Source organism: Methylomonas sp. MED-D (genome assembly GCF_050276835.1).
Taxonomy (GTDB): domain Bacteria; phylum Pseudomonadota; class Gammaproteobacteria; order Methylococcales; family Methylomonadaceae; genus Methylomonas; species Methylomonas koyamae_A.
Genome location: NZ_CP189965.1, coordinates 4,208,728 through 4,234,058 on the forward strand (window position 1 = coordinate 4,208,728; position 25,331 = coordinate 4,234,058).

At 56.7% G+C, this 25,331-nt stretch carries 8 protein-coding genes, 2 tRNA genes, 3 rRNA genes and 1 pseudogene; 3 read left to right on the top strand and 11 right to left on the bottom strand.

Annotation, left to right across the window (positions count from 1 at the left end):
- Positions 1-276: 276 nt before the first annotated feature.
- From ACQE3E_RS18985 to ACQE3E_RS19000, 4 genes are all read right to left on the bottom strand, one after another.
- Complete coding sequence (locus tag ACQE3E_RS18985) at positions 277-12,231, bottom strand: YDG domain-containing protein (RefSeq protein WP_427500944.1); 11,955 nt, start codon at positions 12,229-12,231, stop codon at positions 277-279.
- A gap of 17 nt (positions 12,232-12,248) precedes the next feature.
- A complete protein-coding gene (locus tag ACQE3E_RS18990; RefSeq protein WP_175463715.1) occupies positions 12,249-12,986 on the bottom strand; it encodes a SapC family protein in 738 nt (245 codons plus the stop codon).
- Between the two features lie 47 nt (positions 12,987-13,033).
- On the bottom strand, positions 13,034-14,755 hold the full coding sequence (locus ACQE3E_RS18995) for a ShlB/FhaC/HecB family hemolysin secretion/activation protein (RefSeq protein ID WP_313730702.1): 1,722 nt from the start codon (positions 14,753-14,755) through the stop codon (positions 13,034-13,036).
- 523 nt (positions 14,756-15,278) lie between these two features.
- The gene (locus ACQE3E_RS19000; RefSeq protein ID WP_231883575.1) at positions 15,279-15,443 is read right to left on the bottom strand and encodes a hypothetical protein; all 165 of its coding nucleotides are present in this window, start codon (positions 15,441-15,443) and stop codon (positions 15,279-15,281) included.
- 291 nt (positions 15,444-15,734) lie between these two features.
- Here ACQE3E_RS19000 and ACQE3E_RS19005 point away from each other — a divergent pair.
- Positions 15,735-16,180: pseudogene (locus ACQE3E_RS19005) on the top strand (IS66 family transposase zinc-finger binding domain-containing protein); the annotation flags it as partial.
- 7 nt (positions 16,181-16,187) lie between these two features.
- Here the strand turns inward: ACQE3E_RS19005 and ACQE3E_RS19010 are convergent.
- Positions 16,188-16,517, bottom strand: coding sequence for a transposase (locus tag ACQE3E_RS19010; protein WP_427500945.1), 330 nt, complete (start codon positions 16,515-16,517; stop codon positions 16,188-16,190).
- A gap of 83 nt (positions 16,518-16,600) precedes the next feature.
- Between ACQE3E_RS19010 and ACQE3E_RS19015 the strand changes: the two genes are divergently transcribed.
- Positions 16,601-16,936: a transposase gene (locus tag ACQE3E_RS19015; RefSeq protein ID WP_313730699.1), complete on the top strand. Its 336-nt coding sequence runs from the start codon at positions 16,601-16,603 to the stop codon at positions 16,934-16,936.
- Between the two features lie 96 nt (positions 16,937-17,032).
- Here the strand turns inward: ACQE3E_RS19015 and rrf are convergent.
- The 6 genes from rrf to tyrS all read right to left on the bottom strand — a co-directional run bounded on the left by rrf (position 17,033) and on the right by tyrS (position 23,893).
- A 5S ribosomal RNA gene (gene rrf / locus ACQE3E_RS19020) occupies positions 17,033-17,148 on the bottom strand.
- Positions 17,149-17,370: 222 nt separating this feature from the next.
- Positions 17,371-20,264: ribosomal RNA gene (locus tag ACQE3E_RS19025) — 23S ribosomal RNA — on the bottom strand.
- A 292-nt stretch (positions 20,265-20,556) separates the two neighbouring features.
- Positions 20,557-20,632, bottom strand: a tRNA-Ala gene (locus tag ACQE3E_RS19030).
- A gap of 32 nt (positions 20,633-20,664) precedes the next feature.
- Positions 20,665-20,741: transfer RNA gene (locus ACQE3E_RS19035), tRNA-Ile, on the bottom strand.
- 60 nt (positions 20,742-20,801) lie between these two features.
- Positions 20,802-22,335 (bottom strand): 16S ribosomal RNA (locus tag ACQE3E_RS19040).
- Together the 16S, 23S and 5S rRNA genes with 2 tRNA genes alongside form the textbook arrangement of a ribosomal RNA operon.
- A 355-nt stretch (positions 22,336-22,690) precedes the next feature.
- Positions 22,691-23,893, bottom strand: a complete 1,203-nt coding sequence (tyrS, locus tag ACQE3E_RS19045; RefSeq protein WP_313730697.1) for a tyrosine--tRNA ligase — start codon at positions 23,891-23,893, stop codon at positions 22,691-22,693.
- A 144-nt stretch (positions 23,894-24,037) separates the two neighbouring features.
- Between tyrS and ACQE3E_RS19050 the strand changes: the two genes are divergently transcribed.
- Entirely contained in the window at positions 24,038-25,330 is a 1,293-nt protein-coding gene (locus ACQE3E_RS19050) for a peptidoglycan DD-metalloendopeptidase family protein (RefSeq protein WP_313730695.1), read from the top strand.
- The last annotated feature ends 1 nt before the right edge of the window (position 25,331 follow it).

Genomic DNA, 25,331 nt, shown 5'->3' on the forward strand with positions numbered 1-25,331 from the left:
CAGCCGATAAACCGTTTATCTGCGGAGCAGCTCGCTTCCCCAGCCTTCGCAAACTAGGGTCGTGAAGGCTGAGGTAAGGGCGCGATTTTTCCTGAAATAGGCGACGGGATTAAATTACCCGTCCAATATTCGCCGAAATTACAGCTGGATTTGTCCTCGGCGGAAGACACTCCGCTGGGTGCCGAAGGCTACGTAATGGTCATTGCTTAGCAGGAGAAGACTCGGTTAAAGCCGATCGATCGGGGAAACCCTAGACCGGCTGTTATTGCCGAGAAGTCAGATCGCTTGGCCTTGTTTTTCGATGGTCACGACAATCGATTTTTGTTGGCCGCTCGGACTGGTTTGAGTAATGACGACTTGCAGCGGCAATTGCGCGGCACCAGCGTTGTCGGTACTAAAACTTAAAGAGTGGCTATTGAAATTCAGCCAAGCCGGTAGCGGTTCGCCGTTACCCATTTTGGCTGTAACGGTGCCTTCGCCGGCCGTTGTAGACAATGCGCCGGCGGGCAGCGCAAAGCTGAACCCGCTCGAGTAATCGCTCACCTCGACATGGGCGACGATCTGCACCTGACTTCCCGCTACCAGGGATTGAGACGCCAATAAATGCACAGTATTGCTTAACTGAGTCGGCGCTTCACCGCCCGTCGCCATGCCGCTTGCGGCGTTCCCGCCGCTATTGATCCCCGAGTCGGCGATACTGAATTGCACGCTGCGGTTGCTGTCGGTACCTCGCAGCGCGGACATGGCCAAGCCGGTAGTCCGTCCGCCGCCGCCGCCACTGCCGGTATTGTTACTATTCGAACTTCCGCCGTTATCCGGTACCACGGTGCCAGCGTTAACGGTCTCGGTCGGCGCTGGGGTATTGACCGTAGGCGGTTGCAGAATGGTGACCATTGGGTTGCCGCCGGCTAATGTGTAATTGCTGGCCAAGCCGCCATTACCACCGTCGGCCAAGGCCAAAGTCCCGAGATCGACCGGTTTATCGATACCCGCGCGATTATCCGACATTAAACCCGCGCCGCTCAGCAACAGGGTTTCGTTACCGACCAAGGTGCCTAAATTGAAAACGTCGGAATTCACCACGTTGCTGCCGTCGAACACTCTCGAACCGGTTAAATGGATGACGTAGGGCAGAACGGTGCTGGTGGTGTTGTCGCTATAACTGATTGAGTAATTGTTGCCTCCGTTGCCGTCAGAAACACTAATTCCGCTAACCGTCACGGTGCTGCTGCCGTTGGCGTTTTTATCGGTAAACGTGTACACGCCGCCGGATAAACTATCCGAGCCGAAGAGCTGACTACCGCTGCCGGCTTTGACGATCGGTGTTCCCGAGGCGGACGTGGTGCCGTCATATGTTTTGATGACGTCGCTGGTGGTCAAAACCAAATTGGCTTGGCTAATGTCGGCGCTAAGATCGCCGCCGATCAAGGTATAGTTGCTGGCCAGGCCGCCGTTGCTTCCGTCGGCCAACGCCAAGGAGCCCAAACTTACGGTTTTACCGGTACCAACGTTTTTATCACCTAAGGCGCCCGCCCCCGTGAGGATTAAAGTCTCGCCACCGACCAGACTTCCGGTGTGCAAATCCCCGGCGGCGACAGCTGTGGTACCGTCATAACTCCGGCCTCCACTCAGGCTCACGACAAACGGGTTGATCGTGCTGGTGGTGTTATTCAGGTAGGACACCGAGTAATTATCGCCGGAATTGCCATCGTTCACGGTGACGGCGGCAACCGTGACGGTTTTGGTGCCGATACCGACATTTTTATCGGTGAAGGCAAACGAGCCGCCGATCAGGCTGTCGCTACCGTAGAGTGTGCCGCTCGAGACGATCGCGGTGCCGATTGCCGACGTATTGCCATCGTAGGTTTTACTGACGTTTTCGGTGCCGACGGTCAAATTTGCCGCGGAGATGGTGGCGTTATGGGTGCCGCCCGCCAGGGTATAGTTGCTGGCCAAACCGCCGTTACTGCCGTCGGCCAGCGCCAGACTGCCCAGCGTCAAGGACTTACCGACCCCTACGTTTTTATCCGCCACCGTGCCGGTACCGGTTAGACTCAAGGTTTCGCTTCCGACCAGAGTGCTCATGGCAAAAATATTGGCCGCCGCGTTGGTACTGCCGTCGTAGCTGCGATTGCCTGTCAAACTGACTGCGTAGGCCGTCACATCGGCGCTACGCGTACCGCCGACCAACGTGTAATTGCTAGCCAAACCGCCGTTGTCGCCGTCGCCCAAGGCCAAGGAGCCAAGCGCGACCGTTTTACCGGTGCCGACATTTTGGTCCGCGACGCTTCCGGCGCCGGTCAGAGTCAATGTTTCACCGCCAACCAGAGTAGAGGTCGTCAAACTGGCTGCATTGATGACTGTGGTGCCGTCGTAGGTACGGCTACCGGTCAGATCGACCGTGTAGGCCCCGATGTCGGCAGTATGGGTGCCGCCGCTCAACGTGTAGTTGCTGGCCAAGCCGCCGTTCGTGCCGTCGGCCAGCGCCAAAGTGCCCAGCGTCACCGCTTTGCCGGTGCCGACGTTTTTGCTGGCAATGGTGCCGGTGCCGCTCAGGTTCAGGGTTTCGCTACCGACCAAACTCCCCGCCGAGAAGATGCCGGCCGCCACGTTGGTGCTGCCGTTATAGGTCCGGCTGCCGGTCAGGCTGACAACGAAGGGCGTGATGGTGCTGGTGGTGTTATTGGCATAGCTCACCGAATAGTTGGCGCCGCTGTTGCCGTCGCTGACAGTCACCCCGCTCACGGTCACCGTCTTGTTGCCTGCGCCGACGTTTTTGTCGCTAAAGGCAAAGGTGCCGCCGCTGAGGCTGTCGCTGCCGTACAGCGAGCCGCTCGTGATGGTTGCGGTGCCGGCCGCCGTGGTGCCGCCGTCGTAGGCCTTGCTGACGTCGCTGGTGCTGACGGTCAAGCTGGCCGCTGAAATATCTGCGGTATGGGTGCCGCCGCTCAACGTGTAGTTGCTGGCCAATCCGCCGTTCGTGCCGTCGGCCAGCGCCAAAGTCCCCAGCGTTACGGTTTTGCCGGTGCCGACGTTTTTGCTGGCAATGGTGCCGGTGCCGCTCAGGTTCAGGGTTTCGCTACCGACCAAACTCCCCGCCGAGAAGACGCCGGCCGCCACGTTGGTGCTGCCATTATAGGTCCGGCTGCCGGTCAGGCTGACGACGAAGGGCGTGATGGTGCTGGTGGTGTTATTGGCATAGCTCACCGAATAGTTGGCGCCGCTGTTGCCGTCGCTGACGGTCACCCCGCTAACAGTCACCGTCTTGTTGCCGCTGCCGACGTTTTTGTCGCTAAAGGCAAAGGTGCCGCCGCCGAGGCTGTCGCTGCCGTACAACGAGCCGCTCGTGATGGTTGCGGTGCCGGCCGCCGTGGTGCCGCCGTCGTAGGCCTTGCTGACGTCGCTGGTGCTGACGGTCAAGCTGGCCGCTGAAATATCTGCGGTATGGGTGCCGCCGCTCAGCGTGTAGTTGCTGGCCAAGCCGCCGTTCGTGCCGTCGGCCAGCGCCAAAGTGCCCAGCGTCACCGCTTTGCCGGTGCCGACGTTTTTGCTGGCAATGGTGCCGGTGCCGCTCAGGTTCAGGGTTTCGCTACCGACCAAACTCCCCGCCGAGAAGACGCCGGCCGCCACGTTGGTGCTGCCATTATAGGTCCGGCTGCCGGTCAGGCTGACGACGAAGGGCGTGATGGTGCTGGTGGTGTTATTGGCATAGCTCACCGAATAGTTGGCGCCGCTGTTGCCGTCGCTGACGGTCACCCCGCTAACAGTCACCGTCTTGTTGCCGCTGCCGACGTTTTTGTCGCTAAAGGCAAAGGTGCCGCCGCCGAGGCTGTCGCTGCCGTACAACGAGCCGCTCGTGATGGTTGCGGTGCCGGCCGCCGTGGTGCCGCCGTCGTAGGCCTTGCTGACGTCGCTGGTGCTGACGGTCAAGCTGGCCGCTGAAATATCCGCGGTATGGGTGCCGCCGCTCAATGTGTAGTTGCTGGCCAAGCCGCCGTTCGTGCCGTCGGCCAGCGCCAAAGTCCCCAGCGTCACCGCTTTGCCGGTGCCGACGTTTTTGCTGGCAATGGTGCCGGTGCCGCTCAGGCTCAGGGTTTCGCTACCGACCAAACTCCCCGCCGAGAAGATGCCGGCCGCCACGTTGGCGCTGCCGTTATAGGTCCGGTTGCCGGTCAGGCTGACGACGAAGGGCGTGATGGTGCTGGTGGTGTTATTGGCATAGCTCACTGAATAGTTGGCGCCGCTGTTGCCGTCGCTGACGGTCACCCCGCTCACAGTCACCGTCTTGTTGCCGCTGCCGACGTTTTTGTCGCTAAAGGCAAAGGTGCCGCCGCTGAGGCTGTCGCTGCCGTACAGCGAGCCGCTCGTGATGGTTGCGGTGCCGGCCGCCGTGGTGCCGCCGTCGTAGGCCTTGCTGACGTCGCTGGTGCTGACGGTCAAGCTGGCGGCTGAAATATCCGCGGTATGGGTGCCGCCGCTCAATGTGTAGTTGCTGGCCAAGCCGCCGTTCGTGCCGTCGGCCAGCGCCAAAGTCCCCAGCGTCACCGCTTTGCCGGTGCCGACGTTTTTGCTGGCAATGGTGCCGGTGCCGCTCAGGTTCAGGGTTTCGCTACCGACCAAACTCCCCGCCGAGAAGATGCCGGCCGCCACGTTGGCGCTGCCGTTATAGGTCCGGTTGCCGGTCAGGCTGACGACGAAGGGCGTGATGGTGCCGGTGGTGTTATTGGCATAGCTCACCGAATAGTTCGCGCCGCTGTTGCCGTCGCTGACGGTCACCCCGCTCACGGTCACCGTCTTGTTGCCAGCACCGACGTTTTTGTCGCTAAAGGCAAAGGTGCCGCCGCTGAGGCTGTCGCTGCCGTACAGCGAGCCGCTCATGATGGTTGCGGTGCCGGCCGCCGTGGTGCCGCCGTCGTAGGCCTTGCTGACGTCGCTGGTGCTGACGGTCAAGCTGGCGGCTGAAATATCCGCGGTATGGGTGCCGCCGCTCAGCGTGTAGTTGCTGGCCAATCCGCCGTTCGTGCCGTCGGCCAGCGCCAAAGTCCCCAGCGTCACCGCTTTGCCGGTGCCGACGTTTTTGCTGGCAATGGTGCCGGTGCCGCTCAGGCTCAGGGTTTCGCTACCGACCAAACTCCCCGCCGAGAAGATGCCGGCCGCCACGTTGGCGCTGCCGTTATAGGTCCGGTTGCCGGTCAGGCTGACAACGAAGGGCGTGATGGTGCTGGTGGTGTTATTGGCATAGCTCACTGAATAGTTGGCGCCGCTGTTGCCGTCGCTGACGGTCACCCCGCTCACGGTCACCGTCTTGTTGCCTGCGCCGACGTTTTTGTCGCTAAAGGCAAAGGTGCCGCCGCTGAGGCTGTCGCTGCCGTACAGCGAGCCGCTCGTGATGGTTGCGGTGCCGGCCGCCGTGGTGCCGCCGTCGTAGGCCTTGCTGACGTCGCCGGTGCTGACGGTCAAGCTGGCCGCTGAAATATCCGCGGTATGGGTGCCGCCGCTCAGCGTGTAGTTGCTGGCCAATCCGCCGTTCGTGCCGTCGGCCAGCGCCAAAGTCCCCAGCGTCACCGCTTTGCCGGTGCCGACGTTTTTGCTGGCAATGGTGCCGGTGCCACTCAGGTTCAGGGTTTCGCTACCAACCAAACTCCCCGCCGAGAAGATGCCGGCCGCCACGTTGGTGCTGCCGTTATAGGTCCGGCTGCCGGTCAGGCTGACAACGAAGGGTGTGATCGTTAAGGTGCCGTCGACATAGCTGAAATCGTAGTTGCTCGCGGTATAGCCGCTCGCGGTGATGGCGTAGCTACCCGCGTTGGTGGCACCTTGCGAGGTTCCGCCGTAACTGACGCTGCCGCCCAATACACTTGAGGTTTCGCTGTTGACTAAGCCGGTGATATTGACGCCGTGACCACCACTATAGCCCGAGCCGTTGTAAGCGCGGCTGTCGTTACTGGCGGTCACGGTTAGCGTTTTTTTGTTGACCGTCAAGGTTCCGCTGGCGCCGCCGGTGCCTATCGTCGTCGAATAACCGGCCCCACCACTGATCGCGGCTGAACCGACCGCGCCATTGACGGTATAGCTGCCGACCGCGCGGCCGGTGCCGGCCGTGCCGCCGACGATACTAAAACTGGGCGAGCCGCTTAAACCCGCGACGGTGCTCGAGTCCGTCACGCCGTCGTCGTTGACGTAGCCCGAAAAGGCGCTGCTAGCGCTAGGGTCGGCGTCGCCGTAGGTTTTGCTGATGTTGCCGACGTCGACGCTCAGGCTAGGCTGGTAGTCATAAATCAGGTGATTACCCGCGACGATCGTTCCCGGCGCATTGCCGTCGTAAGTTCTGTTGTATAGCCTGGGGAGCGCCGAACCGGCCGCCCCGGTCAGGCCTCCCTCGGTGGAGCCTGACGGGCTGTGCATGTACACCAACCAACGACCGTTGGCGGCGGATAGTACGTTGCTACCGACACTATTGAGGAACTCGCCGCCGCTGGCGGCCGCCAAAACCAGCGCATCCCCGCTACCGCTGGCGGTCAGGCTCGCGCCGCTGTTCAAAACGATATTCTTGCTGCCGCTCGCGCCGCCGGTGCCGCGATGGACGATACTGATCGTATCGGCGAGGATTTGTCCCGCCAACGTGATGTTGCCGCTGTCATCCTCGGTGTTGCCGGCACCGTCGCGTAGTTCCATCGTTACCGAGCCGGCGCCGGCGTCGATCGTGACGCCGTTGGCAACCTCGATGACGGCATTCCCGGCCGCGCGATCGGCGTCGATGACGCCGTTGGCGGCCAAATCGTTGGCGTGCAGCACTAAATTGCCGCCGTCGGTGCTGATGTCGGCATTGACGTAAATGCTGCGTCCCGCCTCCAAAGTCAGGGTCGCTGACGAACTGAAAAGCCCGGCGACATTGAGGGCGCTGTTAACGGTGATGTCGTTGCTGGCTTGTAGCGTGACGTTGGTGCCCCACCCGAGCAGATTGGTCAACACGCCCGGCGCTATGGTCATGTCCTTGCCGATTGCCATGCCGTAGGTGATGCGACTCGGATCGGTGGCGCCCGAGGTGACCCGGCCGGTATGCTCGTTGGCAAAGCTGACCACGAAGGTATCGCCGTGATCGTAGGCAAAGCCGGGCAGCAAGCTGAAATAGTTGGTGCCGGCATATTGATAATAGTCGACCCAGGGTCCGCCGGTATCGAAGCTGATGCCGCTATTGGCGGTGGTGCCGACAACGCTGTTCGCGACCGATACCTCGCCGAAGATGCCGTAAAAGGCGTCACCGTAGGTCACCGAACCCGCGTTCGCCAGCCCTCCATTACGCCAATCGGTATCGATGACCAGATAGTCGTAATAGTAGGTATTGTAGTTCACCGTTAATCGGACTTGGTTCAGGCCGACATCCTGATTGCTGTAGCTGCCGATCAAGCTATTGCCGGCAGACACCGCGCCGGCCCCGCCGATACTGGCCCGCGCCCAAGACAACGCGCCGGCGTCCGCGGCCGAACCGTTGTGCCAATGCCGGCTACCCACCAGATACGAGACGCCCAGATCAATGACGCCGTCACTGCCGACTTGGTCGCCGGCATGACTGCCTACTAAGCTATTACCGATCCCGACCACAGCACCTTGGCTGCTCTCGCCGTAAGCGAAGCCGGTTTTTTCGGCGACCCAGGTCACGGCACCGGCATCCGCATTCGCGCCGCTGTGCCAATGCGGACTTAAGACCAAGTAGTTATAGGTGTAGACACTGTTGACAGGATCGTAACCGTTGGTCAATACCGTGACGCCGCCGCTGCCGATTTGGTCACCCGCCGTGGCTCCGATCAAGCTGTTGCCGGCGCTGACGGCGCCAAGCAAACCCGTCAAACGGCTTCCCCAGGTCACCGCGCCCAATTGGCTGTCGGTGCCGTTTCCCCAATTAGGGCTGATGACGACGTAGCCTAGTCGCGTCGTGTTGTTATATTCCGCCGGGAGGGCAACGACACCGCCGCTACCAACACGATCGTTGGCGTGCGTGCCAACCAAACTGTTAGCCGCGCTGGCGTTACCTGTCAGCGGGGAAGCGGCGCCTGCCGTGGTTGTGACACTGCCCCAAGTAACCGCGCCGGCGTCGGCGGTAGCGCCGTTATCCCAATACGGGCTAGCGATCGCATAGTAATCCAGATGATATTGCTTTTGACCGTTGGCGTTGGCCGGTCCGGTTGTCCAGTCGTAAGGCAACAGCGTGATGCCGCCGCTGCCGATTTGATCGCCCGCGGTGCCGCCGATCAAGCTGTTTGCCGAGCTGATACTCCCGGTTATGCCGTTCGCGGCGGCGGTTTTGGTGACGGCTCCGACGTTCGCGGTGCCGCCGTCACTCCAATTCGGACTGGCGATCAAATAATACGCGGTGCGGGTGCCGGACCAGGAGCTCCCGTTGTAGGTCAGCGTCGTGTATTGGCCGGCCTTGACACCTCCACTGCCGACTTGGTCGCCGGCGGTATCGCCGACCAAGCTGTTGCCGGAACCGACAGTGCCTTGAATGCCGCTAGCTTCGGCGCCCATCGTGACCGCCCCGCGATCGGCGTTCCAGTGCGGACTGATCACGCTGTAGTAGTAGGTATAGGACCAGCTATCCGCGGTATCGACACCGTTATAAGTTGCCACGACGCCGCCACTACCGACCCGATCGTTGGCGTGACTACCAATCAAGCTGTTACTACTACTGATCGCGCCACTGACGCCGCTGCCGGAACTACCCCAAGAGGCAGCGCCGGCGTCGGCATTACCGCCGTTATCCCAGGTGGGCGTTAGGACCACGTAATCGGCCACGCCCACATCGACGATATTATTGACGTCGCTGCCTACGCCATCGTTGGCGGTGCTGCCGACTAGGCTGTTTCCCGCGCCGACCGCGCCGCTGACACCGCTGGACTTGCTGCCCCAGGTAATCGCGCCGGTGTCGGTCGCTCCACCGTTATCCCAATCCGGGCTCAACACTAAGTAATAACCGCTTTTCAGCAAAATACCGCCGCCGCCGACATGATCGTTGGCGGTCGAGCCGACCAGACTGTTAGCCGAACCTAGAGTTCCGGTCTTGGTGGCGGTAGCATCCCAGAAGGTAACCGCGCCAGCGCTGCTGTTCCACAGCGGGCTAAGGACCACATAGCCGGGGTCTTGTCCAAGGTCGGTGACGCCGCCACTGCCGACCTGGTCGCCAGCGTGACTGCCGACCAAACTATTGCCGCTGCCGATGACGCCGGACACGCCGCCGTTGTTAGTAGTAGTTTCGGTCGGAATATTGGTTAAGGTGTTGCCGAGGTAGTTCGTTGTGGTGATGGTGCCGTAGGTGATATTGCGACCGTCGCCCCAGGTAATCGCACCTGCATCGGCGGTCGATCCTCCGTTGTTGAAGTGCGGGCTTAGAATCAGATAATAAGGGTGCGTCGAGGTGTATCCTGTATCCTGATTACGGCTCGTGTAGTGGCTGAGGACTTGGATGCCGCCGCTACCGACCAAATCGCCTGCGGTCGCGCCAACCAAGCTATTAGCCGAAGAAACGGCGAAACCGGCAGTCGCGCCGCCGGACGCGTAACCGGTCGCGCCGTCGAGCCAAGTGACCGAACCTTTGTCGCCGTTCCAGTGCGGACTGGCGACCACGTAAGCGGCGTCGGTACGGTAAGTATTCACGTGGCCATGCGGCGGGGTGTCGCTAGGTTGACTGTTGTAGTTGGTGCTGCTGGTGTAATAAAGCACTTTGATGTCGCCGCTACCGATCTGGTCGTTGGCATTGCCCCCGACCAGACTGTTCGACGAAGAAACGGTACCTGTCAATGCGGCGGAACCGCTAGCCCAAGTGACCGCGCCGGCATCGGCGCTGGCACCGTTTTGCCAATGCGGACTGGCGATCGCGAAAAAATTTCGGTAATACTCGGTGGCGGTAATCAACGCGCCGCTACTGTTGTAATCGTGAAACTCGGTGACAAATTGCGTGACCCCGCTACTGCCGATTTGGTCCCCAGCGGCACCACCTACCAGACTGTTGGAAGATGAAATGACACCGGATATTCCGCTCAAAGCGCTACCCATCGTCACGGCGCCGGTATTGGCATTCCATTGCGGATTGAGTACCAGATATTTTAAATAGCCGTTTTCGTTGTTCCAGGCGTGGCTGGCGGTGCCGTAGTAGTTGTCGATCAACACAATGCTGCCGCTGCCCACCGCGTCGCTCGCCGAACTGCCGACCAAACTGTTGGACGACGTCACCGTTCCGCTCAGCCCCGTGGTTCCGCTGGACCAAGTCACCGCCCCCTTGCCGCCGTCCCAATGCGGACTGGAAATCAAAAAGTTGCCCTGCGAATTGAACGAGACGTTGACGTTAGTGTTGGTATTTTGGCTAACAAGCAGGGTGATACCGCCGCTGCCCAAGCGATCGTCGGCGTGGCTGCCGGTCAACGTCGCCAACAACGCGCCGGACCAACCGTTATATAAATAGACCGCGCCGGCATCCTGACCGCCGAAGTCGTCGTAGGGGTTGGTGACCACCACGTTCGTGCTCCACAGCACCGAGGTCCCGGTACCGAAACCGGAGGTAACGCCCAGTGTATTGGTGGGGTTGGGGTCTTCGAATTCGAATTGCGGGTATTTGCCGCTGTTATCTATCGTGATGTTGCGCGGGTCCAGCAACAGATTGCCGTTGCGGCCCTTGGGCGCGGCCGTCGCCACGCTACCGCCGAAGATCAGCGTATCGTGCGAAGACACCTCAACGGTACCGCCGTCGCCACCGTTCTGACCGCCCTTGGCGGATATATTGCCGTAAAAATCGGTATTCTGGTCCGACCAAACCACGATGTCGCCGCCGTCGCCTTTTGCGGTAGCATCGGCTTGCAACTGGGTAAAGGGGTTGATCCGGACCAACGTTGCGTTGCGAACCGCCGCGTCCTTGCCATGAAAACCGCCGCCGATACTGATTTTGCCGCCGCCCTTGGCGCCGTTGGCGGTGAGCGTCGCGGCAGCCAAAGTGACGTCTTTGCCGCCGGTGACGGTGATCTTGCCACCCTGTCCGGAAACGCCACTGGCATCCAGGGTGGCGGAGCTGAATACGCCACCCTGGCCGCCCGCGGTCACCGCGATGTCGCCGCCATTTTTGGTTCCCTTAGTCGACAGTTTCGCGGACGCGGTCTGGATGACTCGACTGTCGGCGGCAATCGTGATTCGGCCGCCGTGGGAGACGGTACCCTCGGCGCTAAGCGTTCCGGTTTGCAGCACCCGATCGCCTGTCAGGCGAATGTCGCCGCCGCTATTACCGTCGGCGCGGACCGTGCCGGTGTCGACAACCAACTGGCCATGCTCGACGACATTGCCGCCATGAGTATTCTCGGCGGCGGACACGTCCAGTGTACCGCTGTTACTGACTTCGTCGCCGATCAGTTCTATCGAACCGCCGCGATTGACTAGGGATTTGGCCTCGACCACGCCGCTGTTGTTAATCGCTGCGCCGCGCAATTGGTCGGCGGCGCTGGCGGTCATAATGACCCGACCGCCATCGGCGCGGATCAGCTGCTTATTCTCGATCAGCGTATTGACGGTGGCGGGATCGACCTGAACATTGACCAGTTTACCTTCGTCCAATTCCAGTGTTACGCCATCGCCGCCGGCCAACGCTACCGTGCCCAAACGGGCCTGGACCAGACCTTCGTTGCTGACGCTAGGGGCCAGCAAGGCCACGTATCCGCCGTCCTTGACACGGATTTCGCCCTGGTTGACAACGCCGGTATCGCCGCCGTCGCGCTTGAAATGGTAATTTCCGGCACGAAAATCGGCATCGCTGATGTTCATCGTCGACGCGGCCATCGCACCAACGTCGACTTGGGCGCCCTTGGCAAACAGCACGCCGTTAGGGTTCACCAGAAACACTTGGCCGTTGGCGGTCAATTGACCGGCAATGACCGACGCTTCGCCGGACGTCACCCGATTCAGCGCAATCGAGTGGGCGTTAGGTTGTTGATAATCCACGTGGGCATTGGCACCGATGTTGTAGCTCTGCCAGTTGATGATGGCTTTCTGACTGCCTTGTACGACATCCATCCGAGCGCCGTTTTGCTGGATTTTCACCTGTCCCGACGCCACTTGCCCTCCGCTCGGCAACGCGTTGCCGGCCAGTTCGGCCAAGGCGGGCTGCCAAGCGCCGGCCAAGGCGATCTGTATCGCCAGCACCAGCGGATGACGGTTGAAGTGCGGCGTGCGGCATTGGCTGGCATGTCTAGTCATGAGACTGTCCTCTCGAATCAGTGCGGTTTTTCGGTGCTTGCGGCGGCTTTGCGTTCCAACAGGCGGGCAAAATTGCTCAACGACGCCAAGTGCAGATAGATCAATCCCAGCGCTCCGGTTTGGAACAGGCTGTCCAACGCATCCCGGCTGATTTTTTGGAAGCGCGCCTCATCCACTATCCAAAGACCGGACAACGAGTAACGCTCGCCGCTCGGTGATACCGCATCGGCGCGACGCTCGGTTAAGAGGTCCAATTCGTGCAAGGTGGCGGCGAATTGCGCAGTCCGTTGCGATTCGGCGTGGAACTCCCGCAAAAAGGCGATGATTTGTTGCAGGTAAGCCGACGGTTCGCCGTCGACCAACAAAGGCTCGCCGGCCGTTTCGTTAAAACGTGGGCTAGTGTCGTCAAAACAAACGATCAATTGCTTGTCTTCGGCTTGCTCGGCGGGTACGAACGGGTATCGGCGGACGAAGGCGGGTATGTAATGACCTGCCCAGCGACCGGCACCATTGACGAACAGGTTTTCGCCATCGTTCAAGCCCAGCACCGCGACCGGGACAAAGTGCCCGTCGCCGGCTTTGGCGAAGGCGATCGGGTATTCCTTGCCGGCTTCGCCGAATTCCGGACCAATCAGCGGTACCGAGTTACTAACTCGCGCATATCCTACGTCGTCGGACGGCACGATATGCAACCGACCGTGAGCGGCGGGGTTCAGGCTGACGATGCGTTTATAAAATAGCAATTGGTTGTCCACGGTGGTATCGCAGGTTGAGTTGGTGGAAAAACGGAGCCCGAAGACGCTTAAAACGCTTTGCTCAGGCTGACCCAAAAATGAGGCGTTTTGTAAGTTCCGTCCGAGTCGTTGCCGTCCGTAGAGCGCGCTGGGTTGGCGCCTATGCGTTGAGCAACGCTGCCGCGGATGACGAAATTGCCGGGGACCGTCCAGTTGATACCGACACCGCCGCCGCTGAGCGTGTAGTGATTGGGAACGCCTTCGGTGGCATTCGGCCAAAGATCGTTATGCAACGTGATGCCGCCGTGGTCGATGAAACCGACCAACTCGACATGTTCGTAAACTTCGTAGCGCAATTCGAAATTCATCAGATAGCCCTCATCGCCGAGGGCTTCGTTGACCGGATAGGCTCTGATGCCGAAGGGACCGCCGAGGCTGAATTTTTCGGAGGAATCCAGGTTTTTGGTAGCCAACTGTCCGCTGAAACCGGCGTACAAGCGTAATTTGTCGGTCAGACCTTGCAGGCGGGATGCATTAAGCGAGAATTTTTGATAGGCGCCGCCGGCTCGAGCCGTGGCCCGATTTTGGGCTTGATCGACTGGACTGCCCGACAAATCCAGATTGCCGGCCACCATGGTCGCGCCGAACAAGGTCACCGCACCGCCGAGCCAATCGTCTTGATGGTCGCCGCTCAGGCCGACGTAACCGCTTTGCACTTCTTTGTCGCTGACCACGCTAGCAAGGCTGGTATTGTAGTAGTGGCGATCGTCGAAACCGCTGGCAACGTACAGATTCGTACTCACCCCGCGCAGGAGCGGATAGGTCGCGAAAGTGCCACCGGTCCAGGCCGAGCCTTGAGCGTCCAACGACTGAAAGGGTTCGCCCAAGGTATAGTCCAACGCGGACGCCGCCAAACCAACCCGTAGCCCGGAGTAACCCACCGGCAACGAATAAGCGACCCGCCCGTAAACGTTGCCGCTGCCGCCCTGAACGCGCAACGTCGCCAAGTCGCCCAAACGCAAGGGGTTATTGAGGTTCAGAGACCCACCGAATTGGTTCATGCCGACCGAACGCACGCCGGTATTGCTGTAATCCACGGAGCCGCTGATTAGGTTGCTGGGGTCGATTTTCAACAGCAGGTCGGATTCACCCGCTCTCGCGCCGGCTTTCAGGGTAGACGATACCGTGCCGCCGGTCAGGTCGTTCAACAGCAAAATACCGCGCTGCATATCGGCCAGCCGCAAGGCTTCTCCCGCCGGCTGAGCCGCCAACATCGTTTGTCGGGGAATGTCGTTTCGGTAAGTGTTAGCCGAGTCGTCGACTTCGACCTTGCCCAGGGTGGCTTCGCGGATCAGGATTTCGACGATACCGTCGCGAATTTGCTGAGCTGGCAATAGCGCGCGGGCGAAAAAACCACGTTGCTGGTAATACGCCGCGATATCGCGAGTGATTTTGCGCAGTTCAAGCAAGTTCAAGTCCTTGCCGATATAGTCTTTTAGAAACGACTGCAGATCGGCCTCGCTAATCAACACGGCGCCGCTGATCTTCCAACCCTTTACTTGAATGCGGATGTCGCTTTCACCGGCAGGCGCCGGTTGTTCCGATATTTCGAACGGGACTTGCGAGTTGCCCGGCAAAATCGATTCGGGTTTGATATTTCGCAAAATCGAGCCGGCCTCGGGAACCACCTCGACCGCGTGACCGACCGCTAAGTAACTGATTAATGAAGCTAAGGCGCCGGCACGAAGCGGAACGCGGCTGACGTTGCGATTTCGATGGTTCGGTTGCATACGATTCCACTTAACTGAAATGAATGAGAGTTGTGGCCTGCCCGTATTCTTATGGCAGCGAAGTCGGTTGCGACTATCGCCTATAAACTCATTTTACCCGTTACGAATTAGAGTGCCGCTTTCCGGTCGACGTTGTGTTTCGATCACATCAGCACAACCGCTCAACTCATGGGCCTAAAAGCATGCCCAGAGTAGACCACAAGAACTAGATGGAAATAATATAGTCGATTCAAAACTAACTGGCGGCAAAAAAAAGCCAAACTTTAATACGCCCGCGTCACAGTTCTGGCATTTTCCGAGCAAGGACGCTCCAGCGACAGTCGGTTTTTGTCAAATTTGTAGGGTACTTTGCATTGCATGCCCTTTAAACCACGCGATTGACTTTTCGGACAAAGCGGTAGCAGTTTATTCGGATAGCGGCCCGCCTTGCATCGCCCCTTCTTCGCTCCGTACCACCACCGATCAGGACGCCACTTCGCAGCATCAGGCCGATCAGGCGCAGTATGCGTTTGTCGGTGATCCGTTATCCCATGCGAGCAATCGACCGGTCACGATAGATTCGATCAAAGAATTTCGATAAATCAATATCCACCACGTACGGCTTGCCGCTATTGATGATGCTTTGCGCCGCTTGATGTGGAATCCGTCCCGGACGGAAGCAAACTGTGCGGCGAAAATTGCGGTTCAAATAGCGGCTCCAGCAGCAGCTTCAATATAGCCTTATCGAATGGCGTTAAACTGGAATTGCAAGAGATTAGCTTGACCGATCTATCCCCTTTATTGAATGTATTGAACGGTCTGGCCGCCTTGCTGTGTTCCCTTCGAGCCGGGATTAAAGATCTACTTGCACCGCGAACCGGTCAATGGCCGTAAGGCCATCAATGGTTTGGCATTGCTGGTCGAGCAGGCATTAGGCTTGAATCCGTTTGAACCGGCGATCTATGTGTTCAGCAATCGGCGGCGGGATCGGATCAAACTGTTGCATCGTCTGTATGCGGCCAAGTCCGAGGCCAGAGCGAATCTGGCTCAGCGCGATCTGTTTCTGAACGAAGCCGAAGCTCTGGCACCCAACGCTGCACCGGTGGCCGAGGAAACCACACCTGAAGCTGTCGAAGGGCAGGCCATAGTCGCAAGAAACGCGGCCGCAAACCGCTCGATCCCCTCCTGCCTCGCGAGATTGCGCGCCATGAACTAGCGGAAGCCGAGCGCATCTGCGCCCATGACGGCACACGCCTGGTGGAAATCGACGCTAACATCAGTGAGCAACTCGATATCGTGCCGCAGCAAATCCACATTATTCAATATCAGCGCATCAAATATGCCTGTCCGTGCTGCGACAACAGCATCCGGATCACGCCGCCACCGGCGCGCATCATCCCCAAAGGCTTACTCACCGAACCCGTGCTGGCTTGGGTGGTGAGGGCGGTGTTGTCTACTGACTTCGGTGCCGCCATTGACAGCACCGGTGCAAAGGCCGATCGTATGGCTGGGCTACTGGGCTGGGCTGGGCTGGGCTGGGCTGGGCTGGGCTGGGCTGGGCTGGGCTGGGCTGGGCTGGGCTGACATTTTCACAGTGCCGGTTAATCCATTTGTGCATCAGATTGGCATTGATGCCGTGTTCCAGTGCCATCAAGGCTGCCGAAACACCCGGCTGCAGATAGGCTTCACCGAGCTCCCGTTTTACTTCCGGATCATAGCGACAACGGCCATGACTCCGATGTCCCACCATTAGCGGTCGCGATAATCGTCTCTTGTTCTCCATCGTAGGTGTCCACCTTGTTATCCCCCTGCGTCAGAATAGTTGTCGCCTCAAATTTTTAGCCCCCTTTAAATTTGAGATAAAAAATGAATCCCTCCAAGAAGCAGTATTCTGCTGAGTTCAAAGAGCAAGCCTTGGCGAAAGTCTACAGTCGTGGCAAGCGGACGATTCAAACCATTGCCGACGAATCAAACCTCAGCATACATACCTTAAAAAACTGGATGAAAAGCACAACAACCACCGATACGCCTAACGCCAACCCGGCCAAGCGTCCCCATGATTGGCGTCCCGAAGAGCGCTTGCTGGCACTGCATGAAAGCCTTGGCTTGAGCGGCGAGGCGCTGAATGCCTGGTGTCGGCAACGCGGGCTCTTTGCGCATCAACTCGCCGTTATAAGTGGACGCTATCTTCAGCGCTTTTAATCAGGAGTGATAGACGTGGCTAAAAGGGCTATTACGATTTATTATGCGCAAAAAAAGCCCGCCTATTAGATTAATAAGCGGGCTTTTGGTATAGGCGCTTGGCGATGACCTACTTTCACATGGCAACCTGCCACACTATCATCGGCGCTAAGCGGTTTCACTTCCGAGTTCGGGATGGGATCGGGTGGTTCACGCTTGCTATGTTCACCAAGCAAACTGGTTAAGTCGGTTGTTGACCAACTGTCATGCAACAGGTCGGTTAAGCCGTTTGGCTTAGCCTTCAGGCATTATTTAATCTAACCACAGCTTGTGCGGACATTCGCGCTTACGTGGTTTTGCCTTTGACCTGCTTTTCATGGAAATCTGTATCGAGTTCGTTCTCTTGCGTTGTTTTCAGCGATTGTCTTAGACAACCCAAACGCATTGGGTGTTATATGGTCAAGCCTCACGGGCAATTAGTACACGTTAGCTACGCCCATTACTGGACTTCCACACCGTGCCTATCAACGTTGTCGTCTCCAACGGCCCTTCAGGGGACTTAAAGTCCCAGTGAGATCTCATCTTGGGAGGGGCTTCCCGCTTAGATGCTTTCAGCGGTTATCCTGTCCGAACGTGGCTACCCAGCAATGCCCTTGGCAGGACAACTGGAACACCAGAGGTTCGTCCACTTCGGTCCTCTCGTACTAGAAGCAGCTTCCCTCAAATCTCAAACGCCCACGGCAGATAGGGACCGAACTGTCTCACGACGTTCTGAACCCAGCTCGCGTACCACTTTAAATGGCGAACAGCCATACCCTTGGGACCTGCTTCAGCCCCAGGATGTGATGAGCCGACATCGAGGTGCCAAACACCGCCGTCGATATGAACTCTTGGGCGGTATCAGCCTGTTATCCCCGGCGTACCTTTTATCCGTTGAGCGATGGCCCTTCCATACAGAACCACCGGATCACTAAGACCTACTTTCGTACCTGCTCGACTTGTCCGTCTCGCAGTCAAGCACCCTTATGCCTTTGCACTCATTGCCTGATTTCCGACCAGGCTGAGGGTACCTTCGTGCTCCTCCGTTACTCTTTGGGAGGAGACCGCCCCAGTCAAACTACCCACCAGACACTGTCCCTAATCCAGATAATGGATCGAGGTTAGAACTCCAAACATACCAGGGTGGTATTTCAAGGTTGGCTCCACAAGAACTGGCGTTCCTGCTTCAAAGCCTCCCACCTATCCTACACAAGTAGGTTCAAAGTCCAGTGTCAAGCTATAGTAAAGGTGCACGGGGTCTTTCCGTCTAGCCGCGGGTACACTGCATCTTCACAGCGATTTCAATTTCACTGAGTCCCAGGTGGAGACAGTGTGGCCATCGTTACGCCATTCGTGCAGGTCGGAACTTACCCGACAAGGAATTTCGCTACCTTAGGACCGTTATAGTTACGGCCGCCGTTTACTGGGGCTTCGATCAAGAGCTTCGCTTACGCTAACCCCATCAATTAACCTTCCAGCACCGGGCAGGCGTCACACCCTATACGTCCACTTTCGTGTTTGCAGAGTGCTATGTTTTTGCTAAACAGTCGCAGCCACCGATTTTTTGCAACCGCCTTACGCTCCATCCGCGAGGGACTTCACTTATCAACGGCATACCTTCTCCCGAAGTTACGGTATCATTTTGCCTAGTTCCTTCACCTGGGTTCTCTCAAGCGCCTTAGAATTTTCATCCCACCCACCTGTGTCGGTTTAGGGTACGGCCACTTGTAACCTGAAGCTTAGAGGTTTTTCCTGGAAGCAGGGCATCTATCACTTCGCGTTTCTTTCGAGACACTCGTCATCACGCCTCAGCATATAGCATCCCGGATTTGCCTAAGATGCCTGCCTACACGCTTAAACGGCCACTTCCAACCGACCGCTGATATAGCCTTCTCCGTCACCCCATCGCAGTTACAACTGGTACAGGAATATTAACCTGTTTTCCATCGACTACGCCTTTCGGCCTCGCCTTAGGTGCCGACTAACCCTGCGTCGATTAACGTTGCGCAGGAAACCTTGGGTTTACGGCGAGGGGGTTTTTCACCCCCTTTATCGTTACTTATGTCAGCATTCGCACTTCCGATACCTCCAGCCGACTTCTCAATCGACCTTCGCAGGCGTACGGAACGCTCCTCTACCACTCACGCAAAGCGTGAATCCGTAGCTTCGGTACATAGCTTAGCCCCGGTAAATCTTCCGCGCAGACCGACTCGACCAGTGAGCTATTACGCTTTCTTTAAAGGATGGCTGCTTCTAAGCCAACCTCCTGGCTGTCTGTGCCTTTCCACATCGTTTCCCACTGAGCTATGATTTGGGGACCTTAGCTGACGGTCTGGGCTGTTTCCCTTTTCACGACGGACCTTATCACCCGCCGTGTGTCTCCCGTGCTGACACTTGCTGGTATTCGGAGTTTGCATCGGGTTGGTAAGTCGGGATGACCCCCTAGCCGAAACAGTGCTCTACCCCCAGCAGTGATACACGAGGCGCTACCTAAATAGCTTTCGAGGAGAACCAGCTATCTCCGAGCTTGATTAGCCTTTCACTCCGATCCACAACTCATCCCCTACCTTTTCAACGGGAGTGGGTTCGGTCCTCCAGTGTGTGTTACCACACCTTCAACCTGGTCATGGATAGATCGCCCGGTTTCGGGTCTACACCTTGCGACTCAACGCCCTATTAAGACTCGGTTTCCCTACGCCTCCCCTATTCGGTTAAGCTTGCCACAAAATGTAAGTCGCTGACCCATTATACAAAAGGTACGCAGTCACCCCACGAAGGGGCTCCCACTGCTTGTACGCATACGGTTTCAGGTTCTATTTCACTCCGCTCTCCGCGGTTCTTTTCGCCTTTCCCTCACGGTACTGGTTCACTATCGGTCAGTAAGGAGTATTTAGCCTTGGAGGATGGTCCCCCCATATTCAGTCAACGTTTCACGTGCGCCGACCTACTCGATTTCACTAAAAAAAGGTTTTCGTGTACGGGGCTATCACCCTGTATCGCCGGACTTTCCAGACCGTTCCACTAACCTTATCCTAGCTTAAGGGCTAGTCCCCGTTCGCTCGCCACTACTTAGGGAATCTCGGTTGATTTCTTTTCCTCCGGGTACTTAGATGTTTCAGTTCTCCGGGTTCGCTTCAGTGAGCTATGTATTCACTCAAAGATGACGAGGTTATCCTCGCCGGGTTTCCCCATTCAGACATCGCCGGATCACAGGTTGTTTGCCACCTCCCCGACGCTTTTCGCAGGCTACCACGTCTTTCATCGCCTCTTACTGCCTAGGCATCCACCGTATGCGCTTATTCACTTGACCATATAACCCGAATACGTCTGTATTAAGGTTTTTAGTCGCTGACATGTTCGCTGATGTTGCTTGAGAACGTTTTACGGAGGTTTTGGGCCGCTTTCTTTCGAAAGCCGCTGGCTACCGCCCGCAACTCGTTTTTAAGTATTGATCGTTAGCCGATCAAGACTTAGGTTACAGATTTCCATATTGTTAAAGAGCGTATTGATACGAATATCAATGCTATCGAGCCTTGGGTTATTAACCGAAAAGCTGTATAGCGTTGATGTTGATATCTTGGCTTAAGATCGACGTCACGTGATGGTGGAGCCAGGGAGGATCGAACTCCCGACCTCCTGCGTGCAAGGCAGGCGCTCTCCCAGCTGAGCTATGGCCCCGAATAGATTCAGACTTTCGCCTTTTCGTTAGTTGGTGGGTCTGGGAGGATTTGAACCTCCGACCTCACCCTTATCAGGGGTGCGCTCTAACCAACTGAGCTACAGACCCAGGTGCGTCTTTCAATCGAAATAATTTGTTGTGAGTACGTGTGACAGTGTTCTGTCTTTGTAAGGAGGTGATCCAGCCCCAGGTTCCCCTAGGGCTACCTTGTTACGACTTCACCCCAGTCATGAATCACAAAGTGGTAAGCGCCCTCCCGAAGGTTAAACTACCTACTTCTTTTGCAACCCACTCCCATGGTGTGACGGGCGGTGTGTACAAGGCCCGGGAACGTATTCACCGCGGCATTCTGATCCGCGATTACTAGCGATTCCGACTTCATGCAGTCGAGTTGCAGACTGCAATCCGGACTAGGATCGGCTTTTTGGGATTTGCTGGCTCTCGCGAGTTTGCTGCCCTCTGTACCGACCATTGTAGCACGTGTGTAGCCCTACCCATAAGGGCCATGATGACTTGACGTCGTCCCCACCTTCCTCCGGTTTATCACCGGCAGTCTCCCTAGAGTTCCCGACTTGACTCGCTGGCAACTAAGGATAAGGGTTGCGCTCGTTACGGGACTTAACCCAACATTTCACAACACGAGCTGACGACAGCCATGCAGCACCTGTCTCTCGGTTCCCGAAGGCACCAAGTCATCTCTGACAAGTTCCGAGGATGTCAAGGGTAGGTAAGGTTCTTCGCGTTGCATCGAATTAAACCACATGCTCCACCGCTTGTGCGGGCCCCCGTCAATTCATTTGAGTTTTAGCCTTGCGGCCGTACTCCCCAGGCGGTCAACTTAATACGTTAGCTCCACTACTAAGTTCTTTAAGAACCCAACAGTTAGTTGACATCGTTTACGGCGTGGACTACCAGGGTATCTAATCCTGTTTGCTACCCACGCTTTCGTACCTCAGCGTCAGTTTGAGTCCAGAGAGCCGCCTTCGCCACTGGTGTTCCTTCAGATCTCTACGCATTTCACCGCTACACCTGAAATTCCACTCTCCTCTACTCAACTCTAGTCTTCCAGTATCAAATGCAGTTCCCAGGTTAAGCCCAGGGCTTTCACATCTGACTTAAAAAACCGCCTACGCACGCTTTACGCCCAGTAATTCCGATTAACGCTTGCACCCTCCGTATTACCGCGGCTGCTGGCACGGAGTTAGCCGGTGCTTCTTGTATAGGTAATGTCAGTCTATCGGGTATTAACCGATAGGTATTCCTTCCTATTGAAAGTGCTTTACAACCCTCAGGCCTTCTTCACACACGCGGTATTGCTGGATCAGGCTTTCGCCCATTGTCCAATATTCCCCACTGCTGCCTCCCGTAGGAGTCTGGGCCGTGTCTCAGTCCCAGTGTGGCTGATCATCCTCTCAGACCAGCTACGGATCGTCGCCTTGGTAGGCCTTTACCCCACCAACTAGCTAATCCGACATAGGCTCATCTATTAGCGCCAGGCCCGAAGGTCCCCGGCTTTCATCCGTAGATCGTATGCGGTATTAGCGTGAGTTTCCCCACGTTATCCCCCACTAATAGGCAGATTCCTATGCATTACTCACCCGTCCGCCACTCATCCGGGTGCAAGCACCCTTCAGCGTTCGACTTGCATGTGTTAAGCATACCGCCAGCGTTCAATCTGAGCCATGATCAAACTCTTCAGTTTAATAATGCTTGATACTAAATAAGATTAGTATCCAATCTTGGCCCGACTACAGAACGTCGTTTCTTGCGAATTGACGTGGATTCTCTGCGCCGATAATTTCTAACAGAAACGTATCGCCACACATACCCACACAAATTATTTCGATTCATCTTGTTAAAGAGCCAGAGCATCTCGCCCTGTTGAGCCGACATATTCTACAGAACTTTCAGAAAGTGTCAACACTTTATTTTCGAAGCCAGAAACCAACAACTTCCGAAAAACCAGCCACCACAACACTACCGCAAGCCCGACAAATCCTGCCGCTCTTCGCTACCAACTCAGTCAGTAACGAAGAGCCGCTCATTATAGCGGTTTTCTAATTCGCGTCAAGCGTTATTTCGACGCGAGCAAATTTACGCTTACCAACTTGGTAGACATGGTTGGTGTCGACCGGGATAACGGCTTTAACGTCTTCTATTTTTTCTCCATCGATTTTCACGGCGCCTTGCTTGATCAGACGCATCGCTTCCGAAGTGCTATCGACCAACCCGGCGTTTTTCAACAAATTGGCAACTGGAATCCCAGCCGCATCGACCTTCAACCCCACGGACTGGATATCATCAGGCAGCGCGCCGCGTTGAAACCGGGCTTCGAAAGCTTCCAATGCGGAGACCGCCGCCGCCGCCCCATGAAACCTTTCGACGATTTCCTGGGCCAGCGCGACTTTGTGATTACGCGGATTCTCACCGACTGCGCAGGCTTGCCGTCGTGATTCGATTTCCGCCATCGGTCGAAAACTCAATAGCTTGAAATAACGCCACATCAAATCGTCGGAAATCGACATCAACTTACCAAACATATCGTCCGACGTATCCGCTATACCGATATAGTTATTGAGCGATTTGGACATTTTCTGAACGCCGTCCAAGCCCTCCAAAATAGGCATTGTCAACACTACCTGCGGCTTTTGACCATATATTTCCTGTAACTGGCGCCCTACCAACAGGTTAAATTTTTGGTCAGTTCCTCCCAGCTCGACATCCGCCTTCATGACGACTGAATCGTAACCTTGAATCAACGGGTAGAGAAATTCATGGATAGCAATCGCTTGACCACTTTTGTAGCGCTTACTGAAGTCGTCCCGCTCCAGCATTCGAGCTACGGTATGCTTGGCCGCCAACTGGATCAACTCGGCGCTGGTCATCGCACCCATCCAGGAAGAGTTGAACTTGATTTCGGTTTTTTCGGGATCGAGAATTTTGAAAACTTGGGCTTGGTAAGTCTTGGCGTTCTCCACCACTTCTTCCCGACTTAACGGCTTCCGCGTAACGTTCTTGCCGGTAGGATCGCCGATCATCGCGGTAAAGTCGCCGATCAAGAATTGCACCTTATGCCCGATATCCTGGAACTGTTTGAGCTTGTTGATCAGTACGGTGTGACCAAGATGTAAATCCGGTGCGGTGGGGTCGAATCCAGCCTTGATCGTCAACGGCCGACCCTCTTCCAATTTTTTCAGCAAATCCGCTTCCAGCAAAATTTCGTCAGCGCCGTAACGCAGTTGAGCCAAAGTTTCCTGCAACAATTTCCCCTCCCGGTAACCTTAAAGTTTGGGGGCGCATTATATGATGCAATTGTACGTGAGGATAAAAAATGCCCGTTTATGGCAGTTAACGACGAAATTGCCTACAATGAGACGCTCGACAAACAATGAAAAGTGATTACTGTGCAGAACAGAATACTCAAGTCGGCGCTACTCGGCGTCTACACCGTTGTTGCCGCCGGCGCAAGTTACGGACTAATACCGCATAGAACCTTCGAAGATAAAAGGACGCTTGAACAAGAAGCCCTGATCTCCGCAAAAATCAATCAGTATACGAATTACGTCGAGCCGGCTCCCGAGCAACCTTTGGACGTCACGGAAGAACTTGAACATACCGTTCGATCCGGCGAAAGCTTGTCGTCTATTTTCTCCGACTTGAACTTAAGCCGCGAAGACCTGCATAAAATCGTCCATGCCAACGCCACAGGCAAACAATTCGCCGATGTTGCCCCCGGTAACGACGTGGTGGCCACCCTAAACGCCGATGGCGAACTGGAACGACTCACCTATGCAAAAACCCCCTTCGAAACGCTGATTGCGACTCGACACGACGACGAGTTCGATGTCGAACTGCTCAGCAAAAAAGTCGATTACCAACTCGCCAGCGCCAAGGCGACTATCCACGCATCATTATTTGAAGACGGCACCCGCGCCGGGCTGCCTGAGAAACTGATTTTAAAACTGGCCGACATTTTCGCCTGGGATATCGATTTCGCGCTGAACTTACGGGAGGGCGATCAATTTACCGTGGTTTACGAAAAACTCTTCGTCGACGGCAAGGAATTCGACAGCGGCGACATTCTCTCGGTCGAATTCGTCAACCAGGGCAAGGTCTATACGGCGGTACGCTTCGAGGACAACCAAGGCAACACCGGTTACTACACCCCCGAAGGCAACAGTCTGCGTAAAGCCTTCCTGCAAACGCCGATGGATTTCGCCAAAATCAGCTCGCACTTCGATTTGCACCGCAAACATCCCATCCTGAACACGATACGCGCCCACAAGGGCGTCGATTATTCGGCGGCGACCGGCACGCCGATCAAAAGCACCGGGGACGGCAAAATCATTTTCAAAGGCGGCAAGAACGGCTACGGCAATGTGGTGGAAATCGAACACGGCCAAAAATATTCAACGCTATACGCCCATCTGTCCGGCTTTAAGTCCGGTTTAAAAACCGGCGGTTCCGTGAAACAGGGCGAAGTTATCGGCTATGTCGGCAGTACCGGTTTAGCGACCGGCCCACATTTGCACTACGAATTCAGGATCAACGGTGAACACGTCAATCCTCTAACCGTCAAACTACCTCATTCCCTTCCCATGGACGCTACGGTACTCGCCAAATTCAAGGCGCAAACCCAACCCTTGCTTGCCCAACTCAAACAAGCGAAAGGCGAAGCTCAGTTCGCCCAAAATTAAG

What these genes read in the sequence shown, in the direction of transcription:
- ACQE3E_RS18985 (WP_427500944.1), bottom strand. Translation starts at nt 12,231, where the DNA reads ATGACTAGACATGCCAGCCAATGCCGCACGCCGCACTTCAACCGTCAT.
- ACQE3E_RS18995 (WP_313730702.1), bottom strand. Translation starts at nt 14,755, where the DNA reads ATGCAACCGAACCATCGAAATCGCAACGTCAGCCGCGTTCCGCTTCGT.
- ACQE3E_RS19010 (WP_427500945.1), bottom strand. Translation starts at nt 16,517, where the DNA reads ATGGAGAACAAGAGACGATTATCGCGACCGCTAATGGTGGGACATCGG.
- ACQE3E_RS19015 (WP_313730699.1), top strand. Translation starts at nt 16,601, where the DNA reads ATGAATCCCTCCAAGAAGCAGTATTCTGCTGAGTTCAAAGAGCAAGCC.